The following is a 23,324-nucleotide window of genomic DNA, read 5'->3' on the forward strand; positions in this document are numbered from 1 at the left end:
CGTCAGCCCCTGTTCAGTTCGTCGAGGATGAAGGGGAAGACGTCCCGCGCGGCGTGCCTGCCGAGGAACACGTCAAGATGCCCGTACCCGTGCATCTGCTGGAACACGTGGCGCCCCGGCGCGATCCGCTCGAAGTAGTCGAAGGTCTTCGCCATCCCCGAGGGCAGGAAGGTGTTGTTCTGGTCGCCGGTCATGAAGGCGAACCGGGCATCGGTCTGCGGTGCCTGCGCGAACAGGTCGCTCGGCAGCACATCCGGGTAGTTGCCCATCGTGACCAGGTGGCCTGCGGCGGCGCATTCGGCCATCTGCGCGAAGAAGGTGACAGGGACGAACCCGAACTCACCCTTGATCCACTCGTGGGTCGCCTCGTCCAGGTTCTCGTGCGACCACAGCGTCGGGAAGCTGCTGCCGTAGGTGAAGCTGCTGTGCTTGCACACCGCGTTGTTGCATTCGTGATGCGTCGCCCGCACCGCCCAGTCGAACACCTTGGGCCAGAACCCCGGCGCGTGCAGCCCCCACTGCGGATTGAAGTAGGGCATCACCTTGCCGAAGGTGGCGACGGCGAGAGGCAGCTTCAGGAACGACAGGGAGGTCAGCTGCGGGTGCAGCGCCACCGAATTGCTCACCACCGTGGTCACTTCCGGCAAGAGGCCGGAGACGATGGACATCATGAAGCTGGTCGAGCCCTGGCAGTGCACCACCGCCTTGAGGGTCTCCGCGCCGGTTCGTTCGAGCACCGTCCGCACCGCGGCGGGGTGGTCGTACACGGCGGCGTCGTCGAGGTGGTACTCGCTGGGGGCGAAGTCGATGCTGGCCCGCCAGTTGAGGATCCACACGTCGTAGCCGGCGCGGGCGAGGAACTCCGGCAGCGTGTCCTCCGTCGGCGGCGAGAAGATGTCGGCGCGGACGCTGGTACCGGCGATCAACAGCACCGGGCCTTCCCCTGGGGCGGTCGACCCCGGCAGCAGGTGCTTGAGGTTGAGCTCGCGAGGCTCCTCCTCCGCGGTGTGGAAGGGGACGGTCTCGAACCGGGCCTGTGACGAGACGGACTGTCGGGGACCTGGCGGTGCGAAGGCGGCACCGTCGAGTCGCGCAGGATCGAGCCGTCTGCGCTTGGTTCGCCGCATTACGGCTCCGTTCATCGGAAGGGGCGGTTGTTGTCCCTTCCATTGTGTCGCCTACGTCCGATTACGGCGCGCGTAGTCGGCTACCTGCTTCCGACCCGAACCGCGTCCGCCAGCGCGGCCCGATCCGCGACGTTCAGCTTGGTGCAGGAGCGGTAGATGTGACCCTCGACCGTGCGGACGGAGACCACGAGGCGATCCGCGATCTCCTTGTTGGACAGGCCGAGCGCCACCATCGACGCGACCTCCCGTTCCCTCTCGGTCAGCGGCAGCGGCTTCGCGACAACGGCGAGCGCGGGCGTGGTGGCCCCGCACAGGTCCGCAAGCCGCTTGGCATTGGCCGTCGAGGCGAGTTCGGCGCGGCGGTTCCCCGCGCTCGCGTGCGCCGCCGCCGCCTGCGCCGCTGCGTCCGCCGCCGCGAGCAGGGCGCCCGCCTCCTCCACCTTCCCGGCGATGGTGTCCAGCGCCTCCCCGTCGCCCTCCGCCAGCGCCCTCGCGTGGGCCGCGGCGGCCTTGAGCAGGGGGCTGGGGACCAGGTCCGCGATCTCCGCCAGGCGCGGCGCTGTGGTCGCGTCCCCGAACCGGGTGGCCAGGTACAGGCACAGGCCCTCCTGCGCGAGCAGTTCCGACCCGGCGGCCGCGGCGGCCCCGGCCCTGGCATGGGCGATCGCCTGCCTGGTGTCGGACTCGCTGGCCACGACCCATGCCCTGGTCACCTCGAGGTCGGACCGGAAGACCTCGGTGTTCGCACCGAACAGGCGCTCGGCGCGCGCCAACTCCTCGCGGGCGTCCCCTGCCCGACCGAGCGCGGCGAGGGACTGACACAGGAACGCCGCGGACAGGAAGGCCCACGAATAGCCGGTTCCCTCGAGAACCGCTGCCGCCTGGCGGAATTCGGTCTCCGCGGCGGCCAGCGCGCCCTTGACGAACAGCACCCGGCCCAGCAGCACGCCACCGAGCGAACGGCCCGGCTGCTGCATCTCGGCGAAGTCGACGTAGTGCCGCGCGAGCTCCTCAGCCGCGTCGAGCTCGCCCGACATCGTCAGCGTGTACACCTGGCCGAGCCCGATGGTGAAGCGCAGCAACCCGGTCTCGGACTCCGCCGCCGCCGCCAACCCGCGCTCGGCGAACGACGGGACCTCGTCGAACCGGCCCAGATACGCGGTGGCAAGGGCCCCGCTCGCGCCCGCCCATGCCTTCGCGAGCGGCAGCGCGACGGGCGAGTCGATCACCTCGTAGATGCTCGCCGTCGCCGCCGCGGGTTGCGCGGCATACACGGCGAACATCGCCTCCAGCGCGTCCAGCAGGTTCACCGCCGCCGGATTGGAGAGCCTGGCGCGCACCGTGGCCATCACCGAGGCGGCCTCGTCGGGCCTGCCGAGCATCCAGAACAGGTTCGCCGAACGGGGCAGGCACCACAGCAGCAGGTCGAACTCGCCGAGGGAGGTGGTGTCGATCGGGCCGAGCACGGCCTCGGCCTCGGTTCCGCGACCCTGCCAGGCCAGTGAGTGGGCGAGCGGAAGGGCCGCCGCGAACCCGGCGCCCATGGCCATCGCCCCGCGTGCGAGCCGCTCCCCGAGGACCAGTTCGCCGAGGGTGAGCGCGTCCCTGGCCGCGGAGATCAGCAGCTCCGCCTCCGGGGGCGAGTCGCTGTCGAGCGCGAGGGCGGCCAACCGGATCCGGTCGCTCACGTGGGCGGGCGGATGATCCGCGATCTGACGCGCCATCTCGCCGCGCAACCGCCGCGCGGCGAGGATGCCGGTGCCTGCGCGCACCACCTCGCCGTACAGCGGGTGCGCCAACTTCACCGTCAGCCCGGAGTCGTCGCGGCGGCGCACCCGGACCAGGCCCTCGTTCTCCGCCGCCTCGACCGTCTCGGGGGCGCTGAGCTTCGAGAGCACCTCGAGCGAGAGCGGCTCCTGAAATGCCAGCAGTTCCAGCACGTGCCGCAGCTCGGGGTCCAGGTGATCGATCCGCGACTCGATCAGCGTGCTCAGGTGGGGGCTGATCACGGTCTCGCCGCGGAGCTGCCAGACCCCGGCGACCTCGCGCAGCGTGCCCGCCTCCAGCGCGCCCTCCACGACATGCCGCAGGAACAGCGGATTGCCCTCCGACATCACGAATATCCGGTTGGAGCTCGACTCCTCGACCGGCCCTCCGAGCACCGATTCGACGAGCGAGACCGCCTCCGCCTGCGTGAACGGGGGCAGCTCCACCCGGGTGAGCAGGTTGTCCTTCCAGAGGGCTGTGATCGCGTCCGGCACCGGTTCCCCGGTCCGGACGGTGACCACGAGCGGCGCGATCCGGTTGACGGCGAGCTGGTGCACGAACGTCGCGGAGAGCCGGTCGAGCAGGTGCGCGTCGTCGACGCCGATCACGATGTCGGCGCCGTCGGCGACGAGATGCTCCCTCGCCGCACGCAGCACCGAGGCCGCGTCCATCGGGCTCGACACGCCGACGAGGTGGGCGAAGGCGCCGAGCGGCACGGCGCGCGCCGATTCCGTGCCCGCGGCCCACCGGCGTTCACCGGCGAAGGCTCCGACGGCCGCCCTTGCCAGGGTGGTCTTGCCGACCCCGGCGTCGCCGGTGAGCACGGCACCCCACGGACCCCGCCGATTACGCAACGTGGACACCACGGTGCGGAGCTCGTCGTCCCGATTCACCGTGGGCCACGCGAAGACCATGGCCGGATTCTAAGCTCTGGCGCTGAAATGCCGTTACTCAGCGATGAGAGTGCCGTTACTCCGCAATGAGAACGAACCCGGGCCGATGCGAGGGGCCCCCGTCGTCCTCCGAGCCGTCGATCGCGGCGACGATCACCCCGACTCCGGTCCGCACCAGCGCCGAGCGGCTTGCCGGTTCCGGTGGGTTCTCGGCAGTGAAGTGGTCGAGCGGGTGGGTTCCGCCCTGGAGGGTGGCCATGTTGAACCAGGTCACCGTGAGCGTCTCGTCCCACGATTCAGGGCCGGAACCCGTGGGGAGGTCAACCGTGAACCGCAGGGTGTCGGCCCGCGCGACGAGCCGGTCGATCCTGGCCCTGCCGATCCGCATCCCGCGCGGCTGTACCTGGAAGCGCCTGGAGTTCAGCCCGGACGGGGTGCACATCTGCCCGATCCCGAGGTCGAGCAGACGCCTGGCCGCCTCGAGGTCCGCTGCGCGTCCTGCCTCGCCCTCGCCGTGCATCTCGGCTGCCGCCGCGACGAGTCCTGACCTGCAGAACCGGATGGTCCGGGCAAGGGTGTCGGGATGGTCTCGGGTCGTCGGCATCGTGATCTGCATGGGGATCTCCGGTCGGTTGGTCGTCTGACTTCGACGCTATTGCCGCGGCGCGCCGATGGCACGAGTAGTGAGGTACTCGTTATGTCCGCGTGCCCGGTTTGGTCGACCGAATGTCACCTTCGTATCGTCTGGTTGTACGAATGTGACCTCCGGTCGACCGCCCGACCCGAACCGGGAGCAGAACCTTGACCTGTCTCGTGCTCGCCTGCGGTGACGCGCCCATCCCACCCCGGCTGGCGGAGCTCGCCACGGTCACCGCACCCGCCGTCCCCGCCAAGCCGGACTTCGACGAGCTGCTCCCCCGGCTCGACGAGCTGGGCGAACGGTCGAGGTCCGCACCCCGACTGATCGTCGTCGGCGAGGACGCCGCCCTGGCCGCGGCGCTGACCCGGCTGATGCGGAGCGAGCGCCTGTCCGTCGAACTGGCCTACGTCACGGCGACGCGAACCGCCGCCACCCGGCTGTACCGGCTCCCGACCGGCTCCCCCGCCGCCGATCTGGCCGTGCTGGGGCGGGCCGCTCCGCTGCCGCTGGTCCGGGACGACTCGGGCACCGCGCTGGTCGGACTGGCCACCATCACCGGTCCCGAGGGCGGCGAGCTCGTCGGCGAGACCTACGCGGACTCGACGCGGCTGTTCTCCGGGACGGTCCGGTCGGTGCGCGTCGCACCGACTCTGGAGGCCCCTGGCGTCCGGGCCACCGTCGGCCGCGGCTGGGGATTCCTCGGCCCGAAGTGGACCGGCGCACGCGCCGTGCAGACGGGGTCGACGGCCGCCGTCGTCACCCGCGACGGCGTCACCACCCCGCGCTCGCTGAAGCGGTGCAGCTTCTATCGGCACCCGCAGGACTGGTTGCTCGTGCGCTGACGGCGCTAGTCGCGGTACCGGGGCTCGGGTGGCGCGGGCGCGGGCCCCAGCACCGACAGCCAGCGGTCGTACAGCCTCGCCCAGGTCCCGTCCGAGCGCATCCGATCGAGCGTCCCGTTGACGAAGCGGACCAGTTCCTCGTCCGCGCTTCTGATCCCGATGCCGTACGGCTCCGGTTCCAGGCTGCCCCCGACGATCTCGAGGTACGGGTCCTGTGCCGCGAGACCGGCCAGCAGTGCGTCGTCGGTGGTGGCCGCCTCGACCTGTCGCTGCTGCAGTGCGACAAGGCAATCCGCCCAGGTTTCGGTGGCGAGGACGGTGGCGGCCGGCTGGAGCCGCTGCAGGTTGGCCAGCGAGGTGGTGTTCGGCACGGTGCACACCCGCTTGCCCGCGAGGTCCGCGACGCCGCCGATTCCCGACCCCTCGGTCACCAGGATCCGTTGCGCGGCCTGAAGGTAGACGGTCGAGAAGGCGATCCGCTCCGCCCGGTCACAGGTGATCGTCATGGCGTTGACGATGAGGTCCACCGAACCGTCCCGTAGCGCGGGCTCGCGATCGACGGTGTCCCGGACCTGGAACTCGACCTTCGACGGGTCGCCGAAGAGGTCGCGAGCGATCTCCTTCGCGACGTCGACGTCGAATCCGGCGATCTGACCCGATTCGGGATCGCGGAAGCTGAACAGGTTCGTGGACTGGTCGGTCGCGACGATCAGCCTGCCGCGTTCGGCGATGCGGGCCAGCGGGCCGCCGGGCGGCATCGCCCCCGGCGTCGTCTGCGGGCCGGGCCGCAGGCTGGCGGTCGCGTCGCAGCTCGTCGGCGCCGGCTCGCTCGAGGGCGCCCCGCTGACCGGCTCGAGGACCTGCGCGCCGCCCGGCAGCGGTGGGCCGAACGTCGGGGTCGCCGTCGGCGACCCGTCGGGGGAACCGTACGAACAGCCCGTCGCCGCCAGCAGCACGCCCGCCGCGAGCAGCAGGGCGACGGGGTGCGGCTGGTGCCCCGTTCCCCGTCCAGACATCACACCCCCAATTGGGCATTGGTTGACGCTCGTACCCGCCATCCTTCCGCTCGGAGGCCCCGAGCGGAAGGAATCCGGCCACACCTCGCCGACCGCGACGCGGGCGCGGGCGCGGGTGATACTGGGCGCATGACCTTTCCCGGCGCCCCCACTCGGAGGGTTGCGATACGCCCGAGCCCGGTCTTCTACGGCGTGCTCGCGCTGGCCGTGCTCGGCGGCGCGCTCTCCTGGAACGCCGCCCCGAAGTCCACGCTCGCGCACTTCGGCGTCTTCCTGCTGGTCATCGCGGGTTGGGTGGTGACGGTGTGCCTGCACGAGTTCGGCCACGCCTACACCGCGTGGCGGCACGGGGACGACGAGGTGGAGGCCCGCGGGTACCTCACGCTGAACCCGCTCAAGTACAGCCACCCGCTGCTCTCGATCGGGCTGCCGGTGCTGTTCATCGCGCTCGGCGGCATCGGGCTGCCCGGCGGCGCCGTCTATCTGCGCACCGCGGGTCTGCCGGCCCGGGTGCAGCGGCAGATCTCGCTGGCCGGTCCGGCGGTCAACGCGGCCGCGGCGGTGCTGCTGCTGGTGGTCATCCGACTGTTCGGCCTCGGCGGCGACCACAAGGTCTTCTGGTACGGCCTGAGCTTCCTGGCGTTTCTGCAGGTGATGGCCACGGTGCTGAACCTGCTCCCGGTGCCGGGTCTGGACGGGTACGGGGCGCTGGAGCCCTCGCTGTCGCCGCAGACCCGTCGCGCCCTCGACCAGTACAAGGGCCTCGGCATCCTGTTCCTGGTGGCGTTCTTGTTCGTGCCGTCGGTCAACCGGGTGTTCTTCGACGCCATCTACTGGCTGTTCGGCCTGTCCGGGGTGCCGGAGATCTGGGCGCAGTACGGCAACTACCTGATGCGCTTCTGGCTGTAGGCGGCTCCGCCGCCCGTGAGTCCTTTTGGTCCGCCAGTGGGCCAAAAGGACTCACGGCCGGCGTAGCCGGCTGGCGCGGTACTGCTCCCCGGGACGGATCCGCAGACCCTCGAGCGGCATCGCGCGCCCCGACTCGCCGCGCACCTCCACCCGCACCGGCTCGCCGGTGTCGTTCTCGACCAGGTCAAGGGGCGCGCCCCTGCCGTCCTGCAGGTATTTGTCGCCCCACTGCATCAGCGCCAGCACCGCGGGCAGCAGATCGCGCCCCATCTCGGTGAGCAGGTACTCGTGCCTGGTGCGCTGCCCCGGCTCCCGGTAGGGGCTGCGCTCGAGCAACCCGGCCTCGGCCAGCTCGCGCAGCCGCGCCGACGCGACCGCCTCGGTGATCCCGACGCGGGACGCGAAGTCGTCGAATCGCGTTGTGCCGTAGTAGGCCTCTCGCATGATGAGCATCGCCGACCGGGTGCCGATGACCTCCATCGCCTTGCCGATCGAGCAGCGCGTGGCCTGCCAGGCGTCCCGGTCGGCCAGCACGCCCTCCAGATGTATCGCTCCCATGACGTCATCGTACCCCTGGCTTGCGTAATCCATAGTCAGCTCGTAGCGTGCTGACTATGGAACTCCATAGTCAGCTATCGCGACCGGTCCGCCCCGGACCGGTGCTCCTCGCCCTCTGCGGCGCCAGCTTCCTGGCCGGCCTCGACCTGTTCGTCGTCAACGTGGCGTTCGACGAGATCGGCGCCGACTTCACCGGCCACTCGCTCGCCGACCTGAGCTGGATCCTCAACGGCTACGCGATCCTCTACGCCGCGCTGCTGATCCCGCTGGGACGCTGGGCGGACAAGGTGGGCCGACGGCGCGGCTTCCTGCTCGGGCTCGGGCTGTTCGTCGCGGCGAGCGCGGCCTGCGCGGTGGCCCCGAACCTGTGGTCCCTCATCGGTTTCCGCGCCGCGCAGGCCATCGGTGCGGCGCTGCTCACCCCGGCAAGCCTCGCCCTGATCCTCACCGTCCTGCCTGCCGAGCGACGCTCCGCATCGGTCCGCGTCTGGGCCGCCGCCGGCGCCGTCGCCGCAGCGGCGGGCCCCGTGATCGGCGGCGTCCTGGTCGCCGCGTCCTGGCGCTGGGTGTTCCTGATCAACGTGCCGATCGGGATCGCGTTCCTGGTGCTGGCGGCCCGCTCCATCCCCGAGTCCCGCGACCGCGACGCCGACCATCCCGACGTCCTCGCCGCCGCCCTGCTCACCGCGGCGGTCGGGGCGCTCGCCCTCGCGCTGGTCGAGGGGCCCGACTGGGGCTGGTCGAGCGCGGGTGTGCTGGGCGCGCTCGCCGTTGCGCTGGTCTCGAGTGCGTTGTTCTGGATCCGCAACGGTCGCGGCGACGCCCCGATCCTCGACCCCGCCATGCTCAGGGTGCGCAGCTTCGCGTGGTCCAACGCCGCGATGCTGCTCTTCAACGCCGGGTTCGCCGCCGCGCTGCTGGCGACCATCCTCTGGATGCAGACGGTCTGGGGCTACTCGGCGCTGCGCACCGGCATGGCGATCGCACCGGGCCCGCTGATGGTGCCGGTGTTCGCGATCGTCGCGCAGCGGCTCTCGTCCCGGGTCGACGCGGGACGGATCGCCGCCCTCGGCTGCCTGCTCTGGGGCGGCGGCGCGCTGCTCGTCGCGGCGTCCGTCGGGCCCGAGCCGGCCTACGCGACGCAGATCCTGCCCGGCTGGCTGATCGCGGGCGTCGGGGTCGGCCTCGCACTGCCGACCGTGCTGGCCACCGCCACCGCCGGACTGCCGCAGGACCGCGCGGCCACCGGCAGCGCCGTGGTCACCATGCACCGGCAGATCGGCGCGGTCATCGGCATCAGCGCCCTCGTCGCCATCCTGGGCACACCCATCGGATTCGACTCCGCCAAAACGGCTTTCACGCACTCCTGGTGGGCCGTCGCGGCGGTCTCGGTGCTCGCTGCCGCCGCCGCACTCGGCATCACCGCGCGGGCACCTTCCCCCGATTCCCCCGTCCACCCGACAACCGAAACCGCAGAGGCATTGCGATGACCACCACCACCACGAACACCGCGTTCCCGACGAACTTCGACGACTCGTGGCGGGGTTTCGGCGGCATCCACGGCGGCCTGGTCGTCGCCGCGCTCCTGCGCGGTGCCGCCGGTGCCCTCGACGCCACGCCGATCGCGGTCACCGCTCACCTGTACGCCCCGGTCGGCGCAGGCCCGTTCACCGTGGACGCGGAGGTGCTGCGGGGCGGCCGCTCGGCAGGCGTCCGGACGCGCCTCGGCGACGCCGCGACCGCGGTCGTCCGGCTGGCCCGCACCCCCGACACCACCCTGCGCTGGCCACCCGGGCCCGCCGCCGTGTCCGAGGTGGATCCGGAATCGCTTCCTCCCCTGGAGATCCCGGTCGACTTCGTGCCGTTCTCGCAGTACCTCGACATCCGGCCGATCAACTCGGCCCGGCCGTTCGCCGGCGGTGAGACCCCGGAATTCGACGTCTGGATCCGCCTGACCGCCGACATCGACTTCGCCCCGCAGGAGGTCGCGGCGGTGTTGCTCGACGCCCTGCCGCCGGGCCTGTACGCCACCCGCACCGCACCCGACCCGATCCCCACCATCGAGTTCAGCGCCCACTTCCCACCCGCCGCACCGGCCTCACGCTGGTACCGGCTGCGCCACCGCACCGTGTGGGCAACCGACGATCTGTGCGTCGACGAGTCCGAACTTCACACCGCGACAGGTGAACTCGCCGGACAGGCACGCCAGCTCCGCCGAATCCTCGGCGGCACCACCACGAAGGAGCAGTCATGAGAGACGCCGTGATCGCGGCCGCCGTCCGCACCCCGATCGGCAAGGGCAAGCCGGGCGGCGCGCTGCACGGGATCCACCCGGTGGACCTGCTCGCGCACAGCCTGACCGCGCTCGTCGACCGCACCGGCATCGACCCGGCGCTCGTCGACGACGTGATCGGCGGCTGCGTCACCCAGGTCGACCAGCAGGCCGCCAACATCACCCGCACGGCGCTGCTGGCCGCGGGTTTCCCCGAATCGGTGCCGGGCACCACGATCGACCGGCAGTGCGGCAGCAGCCAGCAGGCCGTGCATTTCGCCGCGCAGGGCGTCATCTCGGGCGCCTACGACGTGGTGATCGCCTGCGGCGTGGAGTCGATGAGCCGCACCCCCATGGGGTCGAACATCGGCGCAGGCGCCGATCCGCGCGGCACCCGGTTCGCCGAGCGCTACCCGGACGGCCTGGTGCCCCAGGGCATCAGCGCCGAACTGATCGCCGCACGGTGGGGCATCACCCGTACCGAGATGGACGAGTTCGCGCTGCGCAGCCACGCCAAGGCCTATGCCGCGACGATCGGCGGCGCGTTCGCGAAGGAGCTCGCCGCGCTGCCCGAGCTCGCCACCGACGAGGCGGTCCGTCCAGGGGGCACGCTCGAGTCGATGGCGGCGCTGCGCCCGGCGTTCGCGAACGAGGCAGCGGCGCAGCGTTTCCCGCAGATCGACTGGAGTGTGACCGCGGGCAACTCGAGCCCGCTCAGCGACGGCAGCGCCGCCGTGCTCGTCACCACCAGCGAGACCGCGGCGCGCCTCGGGCTCACCCCGCTGGCGCGGCTGCACAGCTTCGCGGTCGCAGGCGACGACCCGCTGTACATGCTCACCGCGATCATCCCGGCCACCGAGAAGGTGCTGCGACGGGCCGGGCTGACGCTGGCGGACATCGACCTGTTCGAGGTGAACGAGGCCTTCGCCTCGGTGGTGCTGGCCTGGGCGCGGGAGACCGGCGCCGACCTCGACAAGGTGAACGTGCACGGGGGCGCGCTCGCCCTCGGTCACCCGCTGGGCGCGAGCGGTGCCCGCCTGCTCACCACCCTGGTCGGCGCGATGGAGCAGGGCGGCGCCCGCTACGGCCTGCAGACCATGTGCGAGGCTGGCGGCATGGCGAACGCAACGGTCATCGAACGTCTGCCGTGACATCCACCGAGGTCACGACCCGTCCCGTCACCTTCGGGTGCCGGGACGGTGTCGTGCTGGGCGGGCACCTGTTCGACCCCGCGATCGCGGGTACGGACGCGCCGATGGTGATCGTCAACTGCGCCACCGGGGTGCTGGCCCGCTACTACCACCGGTACGCGCGGTACCTGGCCGGGCTCGGCTCGCCGGTGCTCACCTACGACTATCGCGGCATCGGCGCTTCCCGGCCGCCCGACACGCTGCGTGGCACCGCGATTCCATGGCGGGCGTGGGGCGAGCAGGACTTCGACGCGGCGGTGGCCTTCGCGCGGGCGCAGGAGCCGAACCGTCCGCTGGCCGTGGTCGGGCACAGCATCGGTGGGTTCCTGCCCGGGTTCGCGGCGGGCGCGGTGCACGTGGACCGGATGCTCACCGTCGGCGCGCAGTACGCGTACTGGCGCGACTACGCGCGACGAAGCCGCGTTGGCCTGCTCGCGAAGTGGCATCTGGCGATGCCGGCACTCACCGCCGCGTACGGGTACTTCCCCGGTCGCCGGCTCGGCTGGCTCGAGGACCTGCCCGCGGGGGTGGCCCGCGAGTGGGCCTTCCGCCGGGCCGCGATGGAGTCCAGCTATCCGCGCGGCGAGCGAGCCGAGGTGCGACGCCGGTTCGCCGCCGTGCGGGCGCCGATCCTGGCGGTGGCCACCACGGACGACGAGTTCGGCACCCCCGCCGCCCTCGAGCGAACGCTCCGGTACTACCGGGGCAGCGATCGGGCCAGGGTGGAGCTGCGGCCGGAGAGTCTCGGGCACAACGCGATCGGGCACTTCGGGCTCTTCCACGACCGGCACCGGGACGGGTTCTGGCGTGGCACCGCCGAGTGGCTGAACCACGGGGTGAACCCATGGCCGGCGGCCGCGGAACGCCGGGCCGAGATCTGAGCACCCACCGCCGGGAAGGATCCGCCCCGGCATCCGGGGCGGATCCTTCACTGACTGCGGGTCAGGGGTTCTCGGATTCGATCTTCGCCCGGATCGCTTCTGCGGCTTCCGAATCCTGGGCCGCCAACTTCTGGATGTAGTCCACGGCATCGCCGACGGTCCGGAGACCGGCGAGATCCTCGTCGGGGATCTTCACGCCGTACTTGTCCTCGGTCTGGACCGCGATCTCCACCATGGAGAGCGAGTCGATGTCGAGATCGTCGACGAAGGCCTTCTCGATCGTCACCTCGGACGGCTCGATTCCGGTGACCTCCTCGATGATCTCGGCGATTCCCGCAACGAGTTCTTCCTGTGTTGCCACTTCCTGGCTCCCTTTCTCACGTGGACCGCTTCGGTTGGGCGGTTGATTTCGGGCCGATCAGCTTCGATGGGAATCGGTAACGGACACACCGTTTCCCGGCCTCCCCTGGTAACGCGGCGTGGTGCCCGGCCGCCGCCGCCGCTCGAGTTCCGGGTAGGAGGGATCGAAGATCTCAAAGGTCTCCTCGATGGCCGCGGTGAGCAGCTTCCACACCTGATGCGCGGTCGGGCGCCGGCCGGGCCAGCCGTTTCCGAAGAGGTCATCGCCCTCCCTCAGCCCGATCTCACCGAGCAGCAGCGGCGTGTGGCTGTCCGCGCATCGCCCCTCCTCCAGCCCGGGGCAGCGTTCGATGCGGTAGCGGCCTCGCTTGTCCCAACCGTCCTCGGCCGCCTCGTCTGGCCTGCCCTTCCACCGTTCCTGCGAGTACACGAGGATCCGCTGGCCGGTCGTCACGTGCAGGTACTCCCGGGCAGCGGTGTCGGCAAGACCGGCCGAGCGGAGGAGTTCGATGCCGATGCCGTGCAGGGCCATCCGCTCATGGCTGACGAGCTGGTCGTCCTCGATGATGAAGTGCTGCCCGGACATACCCGCGACATCGACCCACACCCCGAACCTGAGCGCCTCGATCTGGCCGGCCGCGGACTCGTCGACGTCGGGACCGATCGCCATCGCCCGGATCGACGATTTGCTGACGTCCAATTCGGCCGCGATCCTGCGGTCACTCAATCCTTCGGCGCGCATGACCGCGATCGCCTCGGCGATCACGTTCCGGTACGACGCATCGGCGATCTCCGCCCGCTCCCGAGCGAGCCGGACGGCCTCGGCGGAGACGCCTATCCGGAACGAATGATGATCTTGCACCGCCGCAGCATGGCACGTCCGCAGGCAAGGTGTCCAGTGGATTGGACAGTTGGCATTCTAGTTGGACACTCGGGCCCCACGCGCGCGTCACCCAGGCCTGACGGTCGCGGCCAGGTTCATCTGGCCCAGCCACGCGGGCACCTCCCTCGCCGCGGAGCCCGGTCCGGAGATGGTGACCAGCCCCGACGTCAGCGCCTGCGACCAGGACCGGTCCCCGCGCCACACCTCGATGAGGGTGCGCAGGCCGGTGGCGACGGTGGCGGTCACCTCGAAGCCCGGGTCGTAATCGCAGACGTCGGCCTCGTCGCCCGTCACGCAGAGCCACCACCGCCCGGCGCGGGTGGCGACGTCGTCGAACTCGAAGGCCACCACGGTGCGACCGCGCGGCCACCGGTCGATCGGCACCGTCCGTCGCATGTCCCACATCAGCAGGTGCGGATCCAGGTCCTCCTCGCCGAGCTCGCCGATCCAGCGCACGCCCCACGCCCCGAGCGCCTCGACCACGCCGCCGAGCTCCTCGCCGCAGGGGGTGAGGGTGTAGCTGCTCCGGCCGTCCTCGACGGTCCGGCGGACCACCCCGGCGCGCTCGAGGGTCCGTAGCCGCTTGGACAGCAGTGCGGGCGACATCTTGGGATTGCCCCGCCGCAGGTCGTTGAAGTGGGTACTGCCGGACAGCAGCTCGCGCACCACGAGCATGGTCCAACGCTCGTCGAGCAGCTCCATGGCCTTCGCCACCGGGCAGAACTGGCCGTATGCCGACACGGCTTCCTCCTCGGTTGCCCCCTGACCAGTACACGCCTGGCCAGGCTCGGACGCCAGTACAGATCGGGAACCGCTCGAGGGAAGGGCTACCCGCGTCCGGCGTCGACGGCAAACCGAACAACCGCGGGCTCCGCCGGCTCCGGCCGCACCCGGGCGTCGACCATGTCGGCACCGCTGAGCACGCCGGACAGCCCGCGGTTTCCCCTGGTGAACGGAACCGATGCCGCCACGACCAGCAGCCACAGCACCGCAGCAGGCGGGGCCACGAACACCAGCACCGCACCCACCCCGGCGACGCTCAGCGCCCGCGCGGTCCTGGCCCCGGCCGTCGGCTCGGTCGGCCACTGCGGCCGCAACCACACCACCCGCTGCCCCAGCGAGGCACCGGACCCGATCAGGCCGGGCCCGACGACCGCCGCGATCGCCGACAGCGCCGCCACCGCCCTGGCGGTGTCCGCGTCGACCGCGACACCCACGACCTCCGTGCCCAGCTGGACCACGACGGCCGCCGTGACGAAGACACCAACGAACGCGGTCACATCGACGGCCATGCCGACCCAGCGGCGCCAGGCCGTGACCGGGCGCGGCAACGGCCGGCCCACCGCCAGCAGGCCACGGCTCGGCACGAGCTGCGGGGCGAGCCCGACCAGCACCACCCCGACCACCGCGCCTGCCGTGTTGAGCAGCACGTCGTTCACGTCCGCCACCCGGTACGCGCAGGGGAACACACCCCACACCGCGGTGAACTGGGTCAGCTCGATCAGCCCCGAGACGGCGACGGCGGCGGCGATCGTCGCGGCGCGGGAGCGCTCGAACAGCACCAGCCCGAAGACCCCGAACGGCACGAACAGCGCCACATTGAGCACCACCTGCATGACCGCGGAACTCGTCAGCACCCCGACCGCGCTCATCCCCGCGGTGTCGCGACGGATGTCGGAGACGAAGGCGAACGGGCGCAGCACCGGCTCGGTGACCGCATACAGCTCGCACCACCGCGGGGTCAGCGACGGCAGCGGGAACATGGTGAAGGCGACGACCGCCGCGGTGTAGATCAGGGCCGCGACCACCACCGTCGATCGCGCCGCCGACACCCGGCCGTACTTGCGGTACTGCCAGACCGTCAGCGGCAGCGCCAGCACCGCGGCAACGGCCAGCCCGACGAGCACCGAGTACAACACCTGTTCACGCATGCCTCCACTCCATCAGGGCACGCGCCGCGGGACATCCACTCGCCGGACGAGATCCGTCGGGGGCCGGGTCATACCCGGGGATGACCCGGGGATGACCCGGGGCCAAGCCGGGGACCGACGCCGGTACAGATCGTGAACCGCCGGTGGTTCAGATCTGGGACTGGAACGCGCGCCCGGATGGACCGACGCTGGAAGCACCACCACACACGAGGAGGACTTCCATGAGCACACCCACCAACGCCGCACCCGACATCAAGGCCAAGCACCGGGCCATGTGGGCACTGGGCGACTACCCGTCGGTCGCCGCCGACGTCATCGCGGCCCTCGGCCCGAGCCTCGTCGAGGCCTGCGGAATCCGGGCGGGCGACCGCGTACTCGACGTCGCGGCCGGTTCCGGCAACGCCTCGATCCCCGCCGCCCGCATCGGCGCCACCGTCGTCGCCTCGGATCTGACCCCCGAGCTGCTCGAGTCGGGACGTCGGGAGGCCGAGTCGCTGGGTCTGGCATTGGACTGGCGCGAGGCCGACGCGGAGGCACTGCCGTTCACGAACGACGAGTTCGACGCCGTGATCTCGTGCGTCGGCGTGATGTTCGCGCCCCACCACCAGGAGAGCGCGGACGAACTGGTCCGCGTCCTGCGACCGGGCGGCACTCTCGGCCTGATCAACTGGACACCCGAGGGTTTCATCGGTCAGATGTTCGCGACGATGAAGCCCTACGCTCCCCCGCCGCCCGCGGGCGCGCAGCCGCCACCGCTGTGGGGCAGCGAGGAGCACGTGCGCACCCTCCTCGGCGACCGCGTCACCGAGGTCGTGGCGCGCCGCGAGCGGCTGACCGTCGACTGCTTCGACACCGCCGAGCAGTTCCGCGACTTCTTCAAGGCCTGCTACGGCCCGACGATCGCGGTGTACCGGGCGATCGCCGACGACCCCGAGCGCGTCGCGGCCCTTGACCACGAACTGACCGAACTGGGACGGCGGCACGACCGTGGCGACGGCACCATGGAATGGGAGTACCTGCTGCTGACCGCCGTCAAGAAATGAGCGGCTCCGCCACCCGTGAGTACTTCCGGTCCCTCTGCGGGCCAGAAGTACTCACGGGCGCCGCAGGCGCCTAGAGCTCCGTGACCCAGCCGTGCAGCTCGTCGGTGCGCAGCGCCGCCGCGTGCCGCTTGCGCAGGGCCTGGCCGATCGGGCCGGGGATGCCGTCGCCGACCACCCGGCCGTCCACCTCGGTCACCGGGGCGACGCCCGCGGATGTGCCGGTGACGAACACCTCGTCGGCGATGTACAGCTCGGTGAGGTCGACGGTGCGCTCGACGACGGGGATGCCGTCCTCGGCGGCGAGGGTGAGCAGCGTGCGCCGGTTGATGCCGTCGAGGATGTCGCAGGACACGTCCGGCGTGATCAGGGTGCCGCCGCGCACCAGGAAGATGTTGGCGGCGCTGAGCTCGCAGACGTGACCGTTCCCGTCGAGGAAGATCGCGTCGTCGTAGCCGGCGTCGATGGCATCCTGCTTGGCCAGCACCGAGTTCACGTACGCCCCGTTGACCTTGGCGCGCGACGGGATCGCGTCGTCCGGGATCCGGCGCCAGGTGCTGGTCTTCAGGCGCATGCCGTCCTGCGGGACGATCGGCACCGCGTCGTAGACGAACATGCTGACGGTGGTGTGGCAGCCGCGCACCCTTGTGCCCGCGATCGACTCGTCGACGTGCACGGTGGCCCGGACGAACACGTCCTCGGTCGGCGCGTTCGCGGCGACGAGTTCGGTTGCCACCGAGACGAATCGGTCGTAGTCCCACTCGTCCGCGAACCGATCCATCCCGATGATCTTGCAGGACTCGACCATGCGCTGGAAGTGGTCGCGCAGACGGAACGCGCTGCGCCGGGTCCCGTCGACCTGCACCGGGAACACCGTGTACACGCTCAGCCCGTACAGCACGGACGAGGTGGCGACGCCGAGCGTCGCCTCCGCGACGTCGACGATCCGGTCACCGAAGTACACGCGGGGATGTGGGGTAGCCATGGCAGGCCATGCTATCGACCGCACCTGCGCCCCGGAAACCGAATTTCGTGCATGCGGCCTCCCGCGACTTCCGTCCGCCGACCGGCAGACTGTCCGCATGCTTCACTTGCGGATCCTGGCGCCGAGCGACCTGACGGACGAGGCCCTCCGGATCCTCGATGCGGAACCGGCCGTCAGCGGCCTCGCGGTGATGCGCGGCGCCTCGCTGCGCCCGGAGGGCGACGTCGTGTACGCCGACATCGCCAGGGAGGCGGCCAACGAGGTCATCGACGACCTGCGGGCCACCGGGCTGCACCACCGCGGCAGCATCGAGATCGAACCGGTCAACGCGTGGCTCTCCCGCAGCGGATTCGACGCCGAACTGAGCACCCCGGGCAGCAGCGCGGACTCCGTGGTGTGGGCGGAGGTCGCGCAACGCTCCTACGAGGAGACCGAGCTCAACTGGACCTACCTGAGCTTCATGTCCCTTGCGACCCTGCTGGCAGCGATCGCGATCATCACCGACTCACAGATCCTGGTGATCGGGGCGATGGTGCTGGGGCCGGAGTTCGGGGCGATCGCCGCGCTCGGGGTCGCGCTGGTGCGGCGCCGGTGGGTGCTGCTCGCGCTCGCGGTCCGCACCCTCGTCGTCGGGTTCGTGGTCGCGATCGCGGTCACGGCGATCCTCGCGCTGGTCGGCAGGGGGCTGGGCTGGGTGACGATCGACGACGTCACCGGCCCGCGGCCCGACACCGCTTTCATCTACAGCCCGGACAAGTGGTCGTTCATCGTGGCGGTGATCGCGGCGGCCGCCGGGGTGCTGTCGCTGACCTCGGCGAAGTCGGCCGGGCTGGCCGGGGTGTTCATCTCCGTGACGACGGTGCCCGCGGCGGGAAACGTGGGTCTGGCCCTGGCTTTCGGGGCAAGCCACGAGATCTGGGGCAGTTCGCTGCAGCTGCTGCTGAACCTGTCCGGCATGGCGATGGCCGGCTGGGCGACGCTGACGATTCAACAGGCACTGTGGACGCGGGTGTCGGTGCGCCGGGCCCGTGCGCTCGACCGGGTCCGCCGGATGCTCTGACCGATCAGCCGTTCCGGCGTGCCATCTCGGCGCCGATCTCGCGCAGGCCCTCGCGCAGCGAGTCCGGTTCCAGCACCTGCACTCCCGAGCCGAGCGCCGTCAGCTGGTGCACCGCAACCTCTTCCGACTCGAGCAGCAGCGCCGCCTCGACCCGGCCCTCCGCATCCGCAGGGCCGGGGGTCACCCGCGCGGCCTCCCGCCCGACCGCGGCGGGCAGCGACCGCCACGCCGCGGGCGCGAGCCGAACCCGGCACGGGTACCGCAGCAGCGACCGGTCGAACTCGGCGGCCGACCGCGCCCACCAGGCCGCCAGGTCGAAATCGTCCGGCCGCCGGGCGTCCTCGTCGAGGACCACCGCGGCACCGATCCGCGAGACCAGGAAGGACAGCGTCGCACCGCGATGCCCGGCGACGAGGTACCAGACCCCGGCCTTCGCCACCAGCCCGAGGGGGTCGAGGGTGCGGGTCACCTCCCTGCCGCGCCGGTGATAGCCGATCCGCAGCCGCCTGCCCTCGAGCACCGCCCGTGCCACCGTCGCCAGGTGCGGGGTGTCCGCCGCCCGCCCGAACCAGCCGGGGGCGTCCACGTGCAGCCGCCTGCGCCAGAGTTCGGCCCCCGCACGCAGCGGAAGCGGCATGGCACCGAGGAGTTTGGCCTCCGCGGCGGCCGTCTGCTCCCCCAGGCCCAGGTCCGCCGCCAGGCCGGGCACGCCGAGCAGCATGAGCGCGGAGGTCTCGACGCCGGTCATCCCGCTCAGCTTGGACTGCCAGCCGTCGAGGAGCCGGATGCCGCCACCCGGCCCGCTCTCCGTCCACAGCGGGACGCCCGCGGCCTGCAGCGCCGCGACGTCGCGGTACACGGTGCGCACGGACACCTCGAGCTGTTCGGCCAGCCGCTCGGCGGTGGCACCGGGACCGCCCTGCAGCCGCAGCATGAGGTCGAGCAACCGACTGGAGCGCACCGGACGAGTCTATGCGGAATCCCTGACACAAGATGTCAGGGATTCCGGCGCACACTGGTCGGCATGACAACCTGGCAGCAGTTCTCCGACGAAGCACCGGCCTTGTCCGAATCGATCGCTGCGCGGCTCCGCGCGCACAAGCACCACGTCCTCGCGACGCTGCGGGCCGACGGATCCCCCCGGGTCAGCGGCACCGAGGTGGAGACCTTCCGTGGACTGCTGGTCCTCGGGTCGATGCCGGGCGCGATGAAGGTGCGTGATCTGCGCCGCGACCCCCGCTACTCGCTGCACACCAATCCTGGCCACCACACCATGGAGGGCGGCGACGCGAAGATCTCGGGCCGGGCCCGCGAGCTGTTCGGGGACGAGAAGAAGGCCATCCTCGAGAGCTACGACGAGAACCCCGGCGACGAGGCGCAGATCTTCGAGCTCGGCATCGAGGAAGCAGTCCTGACGACGGTCTCGGAGGACCAGTTGCACGTCGACCTGTGGCGTCCGGGCACGGGCGTCACCAGGCGCAGCCGATGAGCGCGCCGGATCTGACCGGAAAGGTGGCGCTGGTCGCGGGTGCGACCCGCGGCGCGGGCCGGGCCATCGCGGTCGAGCTGGCCCGGGCCGGGGCGACCGTCTACGCGACCGGACGCAGCAGCCGCGACGCCGGCCGGTCGGAGATCGGCAGGCCCGAGACCATCGAGGAGACGGGCGATCTCATCGCGACCACAGGCGGTGACGGCATCGCCCTGCGGGTCGACCACCTCGAACCGGACCAGGTGCGCGCCCTGATCACCCGCATCGACACCGATCACGGTCGGCTCGACATCCTGGTCAACGACATCTTCGGCGGGGACAGATACGCGCAGTTCGGCACCAGGCTCTGGGAGCACGACCTCGACGGCGGACTGCGCATGCTGCGGATGGGTATCGACACCCACGCGATCACCAGCCATTTCGCGTTGCCCCTGCTGATCCGCCGGCCCGGCGGCCTGGTCGTCGAGATGACCGACGGTACAGCGGAATACAACGTCGCCTATCGGCACCAGGTGGGCTTCTACTACGACCTGGTCAAGGCCGCGGTGCAGCGGATGACCACCGCGCAGGCGCACGAGCTGGCCCCGCTGGGCGGCGCGGCTGTCGCCGTCACCCCTGGCTGGCTTCGCTCGGAGGCGATGCTGGAGATCTTCGGGGTGACCGAGGACAACTGGCGCGACGCACTCGACCGGCAACCGCACTTCGCGATCTCCGAGTCGCCTGCCTTCGTCGGCCGGGCGGTCGCCGCGCTGGCCGCCGATCCCGATGTCACGCAGTTCAGCGGGACCGTCGTCTCGAGCGGGCAGCTGGCACAGCGGTACGGCTTCACCGACGTGGACGGCTCGCGGCCGGACTGCTGGCGTTACCTCGTCGAGGTGCAGGACCGGGGGCTGCCCGCGAACACCGACGGCTACCGCTGAGCCGGCGTCACCAGGTGATGTTCTCCTGGCAGTGGCTGCCCTCGGCGCCGGACTCGACCTGCACGGTCGCGTGGCCGAGCCCGTGCGCGTCGAGCACGACCTTCGCCGCGCCGAGCACCTGGCGCGAATCAGCCTCGGTGGTCAGGTGCACTGTCGCGACGTCCATGCCGGTGGTCAGCGTCCACACGTGCAGGTCGTGCACGTCCGAAACCCCCGGCAGGGCGCGCAGATCCGCCTCGACGGCGTCGACGTCGACGTGCGCGGGCGAGGCCTGGGTGAGGATGCGCAGCGCGGCGCCGGCCAGCTTGATCGCGCGGGGCACCACCCACAGCGAGATCAGCACGCCCACCACGATGTCGGCGTACGGCCAGTTGAACACCAGCACCACCGCGCCCGCGATGAGGACGCCGACACTGCCGACGGCGTCCGCGAGCACCTCGAGGTAGGCGCCGCGGACCGCGATGGAGCCCTTGGCATCCGCGCGCAGCATCAGCATCACCACGATGTTGGCCGCGAGCCCGGCGGCCGCCGTCAGCATCAGCGGCAGGCCGGGCACCTCGGGGGCGTCGCCGATCCGTCCGATCGCCTCGTACATCACCCACACCGCGACACCCAGCAGCAGCACCGCGTTGGCCATCGCGGTGAGCACCTCGGCGCGGTGCCAGCCGAAGGTGCGTGCGGCGGCCTTGGAACCCTGTCTGGCGAGCAGCAGGGCCACCAGCCCCATCGACATGCCGACGACGTCGGTGAGCATGTGCCCGGCGTCCGCGAGGAGGGCGAGCGAGTTGATCGTCAGGCCGACCGCCACCTCGAGCGCGAGGAACGCGAGCAGGATCCCCAGTGCGATGACCATCCGGCGGATGCGGCCCACCGACGGCCCCGCGGCGGTCGGCTCACCCCCGTGGCTGTGCCCGTGCCCAACTCCCATGACGCTCCCCTTCGTGCGGTTCGCGTCCATCATATGCATACATTCGCATATGTGGCTACATCGTCGCCGCTACTGCTCCGGCCGGTAGTAGGGATTCGCGACCGTCGGCGGCAGGGTCGCGATGGCCGAGATCCGCTTCAGACCCGCGACCTGCAGCAGGTCAACGGTGAGCGAGCGGATCTGCGCGAACACCACAGTCGCGGACACGCCCGCGTTCTCCACCAGCTCGGCCTTCGCCCCCGCCGCCACCGAGCGCAGCACCCGCGCCGCATCGGCCTGATCGGGCTTCTCGCCGGGATCGGCCAGCATCATCCGGCGCAGCACCTCCAGCGCCTGCGCGAGCTTCTCCACCTCGTCCACCAAGCGCGGATCGAGGATCTCGTCATCGCGGACCAGCGTCAGCGATCGCCGCGCGAGCACCCGGATGTTGCGCATCGCGTTGTCGATCGGGTCCGCGGTGGCGCTCAGCCGAGCGAGGCGCTCGCGCGAGTTCCAGTACAGCGGCGACACCCGGCTGATCTCCCGACCGCCGATCAGGTTGGACCTGAGCCCGTCGATCGACGACTGGGTGTCGCGGGCCTTCTGCAGCGCCTTGACGATCGGTTCCGGGTCGTTCGCGACCAGCCCGTCCGCCACCAGCTGCAGCACCTCCCCCGCGGTGCCGAGGATCGCGGCGGCGTTCTGCCGCGCCCGCAGCACCGGATGGGTCGGCACGAACGCGACGACGAGGATCCCGACCAGCCCACCGATGAGAGCGTCGATCATCCGGTCGGGCCCGCCGCCCCGCTCGGGCGGGATGAGCGTCGCGACCAGCACCGCGGAGGTCCCGGCCTGCATGGAGATGATCGGCCCGCCGTCGAGGAAGATCGCCGTCGACATGGCAAGCAGCACCACGAGCACGATCTGCCAGGCGCCGGTGCCGATCTGGGAGATCAACAGGTCGCCGATCCCGATGCCGACGGTGACGCCGGCGAGCAGCTCCACCGACCGCCGCAGCCGCGCCCCGAGGGACAGGCCGAGCGAGACGACGGCCGCGATGGGCGCGAAGAACGGATTCGGGTGGTGGATCAGGTCGTTGGCGATCCACCAGGCGAGTCCGGCGGCGAGCGCGCACTGCAGGACGGGAAATGCCGATCCGCGCAGCCGTTTGACCGAGGCGCGCAGTCGGGCGCGGCCCCGGTCGGCTGTGAAGAGCTGAGGGCTAGCCGAGGCCAAGTGCTTCGGCGGCCCTGGGGTCGCAGTCCTCGAGCAGGTCAAGGCAACGGGCGTGCTCGTTGGATTCGCCGATCGCGTCGGCGGCCTTGGCCAGCACCGCGACGCAGCGCAGGAACCCGCGGTTCGGCTCGTGGCTGTACGGCACCGGACCGAAGCCCTTCCAGCCGTTGCGCCGCAGCTGGTCGAGCCCGCGGTGGTAGCCGGTGCGCGCGTACGCGTAGGCGGTGATCGTCTGATCGTCGGCCAGTGCGGCCTCGGCCAGGTAGGCCCACGCGATGGAGGCCGTCGGATGGTCGGCCGCAACCTGCTTGGGATCCGCCTTGTTCAGGAGTTCGGACTCCGCGTCGTCGTCTCCTGGCAGCAGGGTGGGCTGGGGGCCGAGCAGGTCACCGAAAGAGGTCATGCCGACCATTGTGCC

At 71.1% G+C, this 23,324-nt stretch carries 24 protein-coding genes; 10 read left to right on the plus strand and 14 right to left on the minus strand.

What is annotated here, in order from left to right:
* Positions 1 to 2 precede the first annotated feature (2 nt).
* The 3 genes from BR31_RS29450 to BR31_RS0120015 all read right to left on the minus strand — a co-directional run bounded on the left by BR31_RS29450 (position 3) and on the right by BR31_RS0120015 (position 4,403).
* Entirely contained in the window at positions 3 to 1,127 is a 1,125-nt protein-coding gene (locus tag BR31_RS29450; RefSeq protein WP_197023670.1) for an alpha/beta hydrolase family protein, read from the minus strand.
* A gap of 80 nt (positions 1,128 to 1,207) precedes the next feature.
* Positions 1,208 to 3,808, minus strand: a complete 2,601-nt coding sequence (locus tag BR31_RS0120010; protein WP_027502524.1) for a helix-turn-helix transcriptional regulator — start codon at positions 3,806 to 3,808, stop codon at positions 1,208 to 1,210.
* Positions 3,809 to 3,863: 55 nt separating this feature from the next.
* Positions 3,864 to 4,403: a hypothetical protein gene (locus tag BR31_RS0120015; protein ID WP_027502525.1), complete on the minus strand. Its 540-nt coding sequence runs from the start codon at positions 4,401 to 4,403 to the stop codon at positions 3,864 to 3,866.
* Between the two features lie 185 nt (positions 4,404 to 4,588).
* On the opposite strand from BR31_RS0120015, the gene BR31_RS0120020 reads away from it, so the two are divergent.
* Positions 4,589 to 5,269 carry a hypothetical protein gene (locus tag BR31_RS0120020; RefSeq protein WP_231496634.1) on the plus strand — a complete coding sequence of 227 codons (681 nt, stop codon included), beginning with the start codon at positions 4,589 to 4,591 and terminating at the stop codon, positions 5,267 to 5,269.
* A gap of 5 nt (positions 5,270 to 5,274) precedes the next feature.
* On the opposite strand, the gene BR31_RS0120025 is transcribed toward BR31_RS0120020, so the two are convergent.
* Positions 5,275 to 6,285, minus strand: coding sequence for a glutamate ABC transporter substrate-binding protein (locus tag BR31_RS0120025; RefSeq protein WP_027502527.1), 1,011 nt, complete (start codon positions 6,283 to 6,285; stop codon positions 5,275 to 5,277).
* Between the two features lie 129 nt (positions 6,286 to 6,414).
* Between BR31_RS0120025 and BR31_RS0120030 the strand changes: the two genes are divergently transcribed.
* Entirely contained in the window at positions 6,415 to 7,194 is a 780-nt protein-coding gene (locus BR31_RS0120030) for a site-2 protease family protein (protein ID WP_027502528.1), read from the plus strand.
* A gap of 51 nt (positions 7,195 to 7,245) precedes the next feature.
* Here BR31_RS0120030 and BR31_RS0120035 read toward each other — a convergent pair whose 3' ends face one another.
* Positions 7,246 to 7,752, minus strand: a complete 507-nt coding sequence (locus tag BR31_RS0120035; protein WP_027502529.1) for a winged helix-turn-helix transcriptional regulator — start codon at positions 7,750 to 7,752, stop codon at positions 7,246 to 7,248.
* 56 nt (positions 7,753 to 7,808) lie between these two features.
* On the opposite strand from BR31_RS0120035, the gene BR31_RS29455 reads away from it, so the two are divergent.
* The 4 genes from BR31_RS29455 to BR31_RS29460 are packed head-to-tail and all read left to right on the plus strand — an operon-like array spanning position 7,809 to position 12,095.
* Complete coding sequence (locus tag BR31_RS29455) at positions 7,809 to 9,242, plus strand: MFS transporter (RefSeq protein ID WP_051637603.1); 1,434 nt, start codon at positions 7,809 to 7,811, stop codon at positions 9,240 to 9,242.
* Complete coding sequence (locus tag BR31_RS0120045; protein ID WP_027502530.1) at positions 9,239 to 10,006, plus strand: thioesterase family protein; 768 nt, start codon at positions 9,239 to 9,241, stop codon at positions 10,004 to 10,006. The genes BR31_RS29455 and BR31_RS0120045 overlap by 4 nt, the downstream gene beginning before the upstream one ends.
* On the plus strand, positions 10,003 to 11,175 hold the full coding sequence (locus BR31_RS0120050) for a thiolase family protein (RefSeq protein WP_027502531.1): 1,173 nt from the start codon (positions 10,003 to 10,005) through the stop codon (positions 11,173 to 11,175). The genes BR31_RS0120045 and BR31_RS0120050 overlap by 4 nt, the downstream gene beginning before the upstream one ends.
* Positions 11,172 to 12,095 (plus strand): alpha/beta hydrolase family protein, encoded by a 924-nt coding sequence (locus BR31_RS29460; RefSeq protein WP_037177465.1) that lies wholly within the window; start codon positions 11,172 to 11,174, stop codon positions 12,093 to 12,095. Before BR31_RS0120050 ends, BR31_RS29460 begins: the two co-directional genes overlap by 4 nt.
* A 61-nt stretch (positions 12,096 to 12,156) precedes the next feature.
* Here BR31_RS29460 and acpM read toward each other — a convergent pair whose 3' ends face one another.
* The 4 genes from acpM to BR31_RS0120075 all read right to left on the minus strand — a co-directional run bounded on the left by acpM (position 12,157) and on the right by BR31_RS0120075 (position 15,269).
* Positions 12,157 to 12,456 (minus strand): meromycolate extension acyl carrier protein AcpM, encoded by a 300-nt coding sequence (acpM, locus tag BR31_RS0120060; RefSeq protein WP_027502532.1) that lies wholly within the window; start codon positions 12,454 to 12,456, stop codon positions 12,157 to 12,159.
* Positions 12,457 to 12,513: 57 nt separating this feature from the next.
* The gene (locus BR31_RS0120065) at positions 12,514 to 13,317 is read right to left on the minus strand and encodes a helix-turn-helix domain-containing protein (protein ID WP_027502533.1); all 804 of its coding nucleotides are present in this window, start codon (positions 13,315 to 13,317) and stop codon (positions 12,514 to 12,516) included.
* Between the two features lie 87 nt (positions 13,318 to 13,404).
* Positions 13,405 to 14,079 carry a winged helix-turn-helix transcriptional regulator gene (locus BR31_RS0120070; RefSeq protein WP_027502534.1) on the minus strand — a complete coding sequence of 225 codons (675 nt, stop codon included), beginning with the start codon at positions 14,077 to 14,079 and terminating at the stop codon, positions 13,405 to 13,407.
* Positions 14,080 to 14,165: 86 nt separating this feature from the next.
* Positions 14,166 to 15,269 (minus strand): VanZ family protein, encoded by a 1,104-nt coding sequence (locus BR31_RS0120075; protein WP_027502535.1) that lies wholly within the window; start codon positions 15,267 to 15,269, stop codon positions 14,166 to 14,168.
* A 221-nt stretch (positions 15,270 to 15,490) separates the two neighbouring features.
* On the opposite strand from BR31_RS0120075, the gene BR31_RS0120080 reads away from it, so the two are divergent.
* Positions 15,491 to 16,312, plus strand: coding sequence for a class I SAM-dependent methyltransferase (locus BR31_RS0120080; RefSeq protein ID WP_027502536.1), 822 nt, complete (start codon positions 15,491 to 15,493; stop codon positions 16,310 to 16,312).
* Positions 16,313 to 16,382: 70 nt separating this feature from the next.
* Here the strand turns inward: BR31_RS0120080 and BR31_RS0120085 are convergent, their stop codons facing one another.
* Positions 16,383 to 17,294, minus strand: a complete 912-nt coding sequence (locus BR31_RS0120085) for an aminotransferase class IV (RefSeq protein WP_027502537.1) — start codon at positions 17,292 to 17,294, stop codon at positions 16,383 to 16,385.
* Positions 17,295 to 17,391: 97 nt separating this feature from the next.
* Between BR31_RS0120085 and BR31_RS0120090 the strand changes: the two genes are divergently transcribed.
* Positions 17,392 to 18,354 (plus strand): DUF389 domain-containing protein, encoded by a 963-nt coding sequence (locus BR31_RS0120090; RefSeq protein ID WP_027502538.1) that lies wholly within the window; start codon positions 17,392 to 17,394, stop codon positions 18,352 to 18,354.
* A gap of 4 nt (positions 18,355 to 18,358) precedes the next feature.
* Here BR31_RS0120090 and BR31_RS0120095 read toward each other — a convergent pair whose 3' ends face one another.
* On the minus strand, positions 18,359 to 19,315 hold the full coding sequence (locus BR31_RS0120095) for a helix-turn-helix transcriptional regulator (RefSeq protein WP_027502539.1): 957 nt from the start codon (positions 19,313 to 19,315) through the stop codon (positions 18,359 to 18,361).
* A gap of 63 nt (positions 19,316 to 19,378) precedes the next feature.
* On the opposite strand from BR31_RS0120095, the gene BR31_RS0120100 reads away from it, so the two are divergent.
* Complete coding sequence (locus BR31_RS0120100; protein ID WP_027502540.1) at positions 19,379 to 19,843, plus strand: pyridoxamine 5'-phosphate oxidase family protein; 465 nt, start codon at positions 19,379 to 19,381, stop codon at positions 19,841 to 19,843.
* Complete coding sequence (locus BR31_RS0120105) at positions 19,840 to 20,763, plus strand: SDR family oxidoreductase (RefSeq protein WP_027502541.1); 924 nt, start codon at positions 19,840 to 19,842, stop codon at positions 20,761 to 20,763. The genes BR31_RS0120100 and BR31_RS0120105 overlap by 4 nt, the downstream gene beginning before the upstream one ends.
* A gap of 7 nt (positions 20,764 to 20,770) precedes the next feature.
* Here BR31_RS0120105 and BR31_RS0120110 read toward each other — a convergent pair whose 3' ends face one another.
* The 3 genes from BR31_RS0120110 to BR31_RS0120120 all read right to left on the minus strand — a co-directional run bounded on the left by BR31_RS0120110 (position 20,771) and on the right by BR31_RS0120120 (position 23,309).
* Positions 20,771 to 21,691, minus strand: a complete 921-nt coding sequence (locus BR31_RS0120110; protein ID WP_027502542.1) for a cation diffusion facilitator family transporter — start codon at positions 21,689 to 21,691, stop codon at positions 20,771 to 20,773.
* Between the two features lie 69 nt (positions 21,692 to 21,760).
* Positions 21,761 to 22,855 (minus strand): FUSC family protein, encoded by a 1,095-nt coding sequence (locus tag BR31_RS0120115; protein WP_027502543.1) that lies wholly within the window; start codon positions 22,853 to 22,855, stop codon positions 21,761 to 21,763.
* A gap of 37 nt (positions 22,856 to 22,892) precedes the next feature.
* Positions 22,893 to 23,309 (minus strand): DUF3151 domain-containing protein, encoded by a 417-nt coding sequence (locus BR31_RS0120120; protein WP_027502544.1) that lies wholly within the window; start codon positions 23,307 to 23,309, stop codon positions 22,893 to 22,895.
* Positions 23,310 to 23,324 lie beyond the last annotated feature (15 nt).

It is taken from the genome of Rhodococcus sp. UNC363MFTsu5.1, from assembly GCF_000686785.1.
GTDB lineage: Bacteria > Actinomycetota > Actinomycetes > Mycobacteriales > Mycobacteriaceae > Rhodococcus_G > Rhodococcus_G maanshanensis.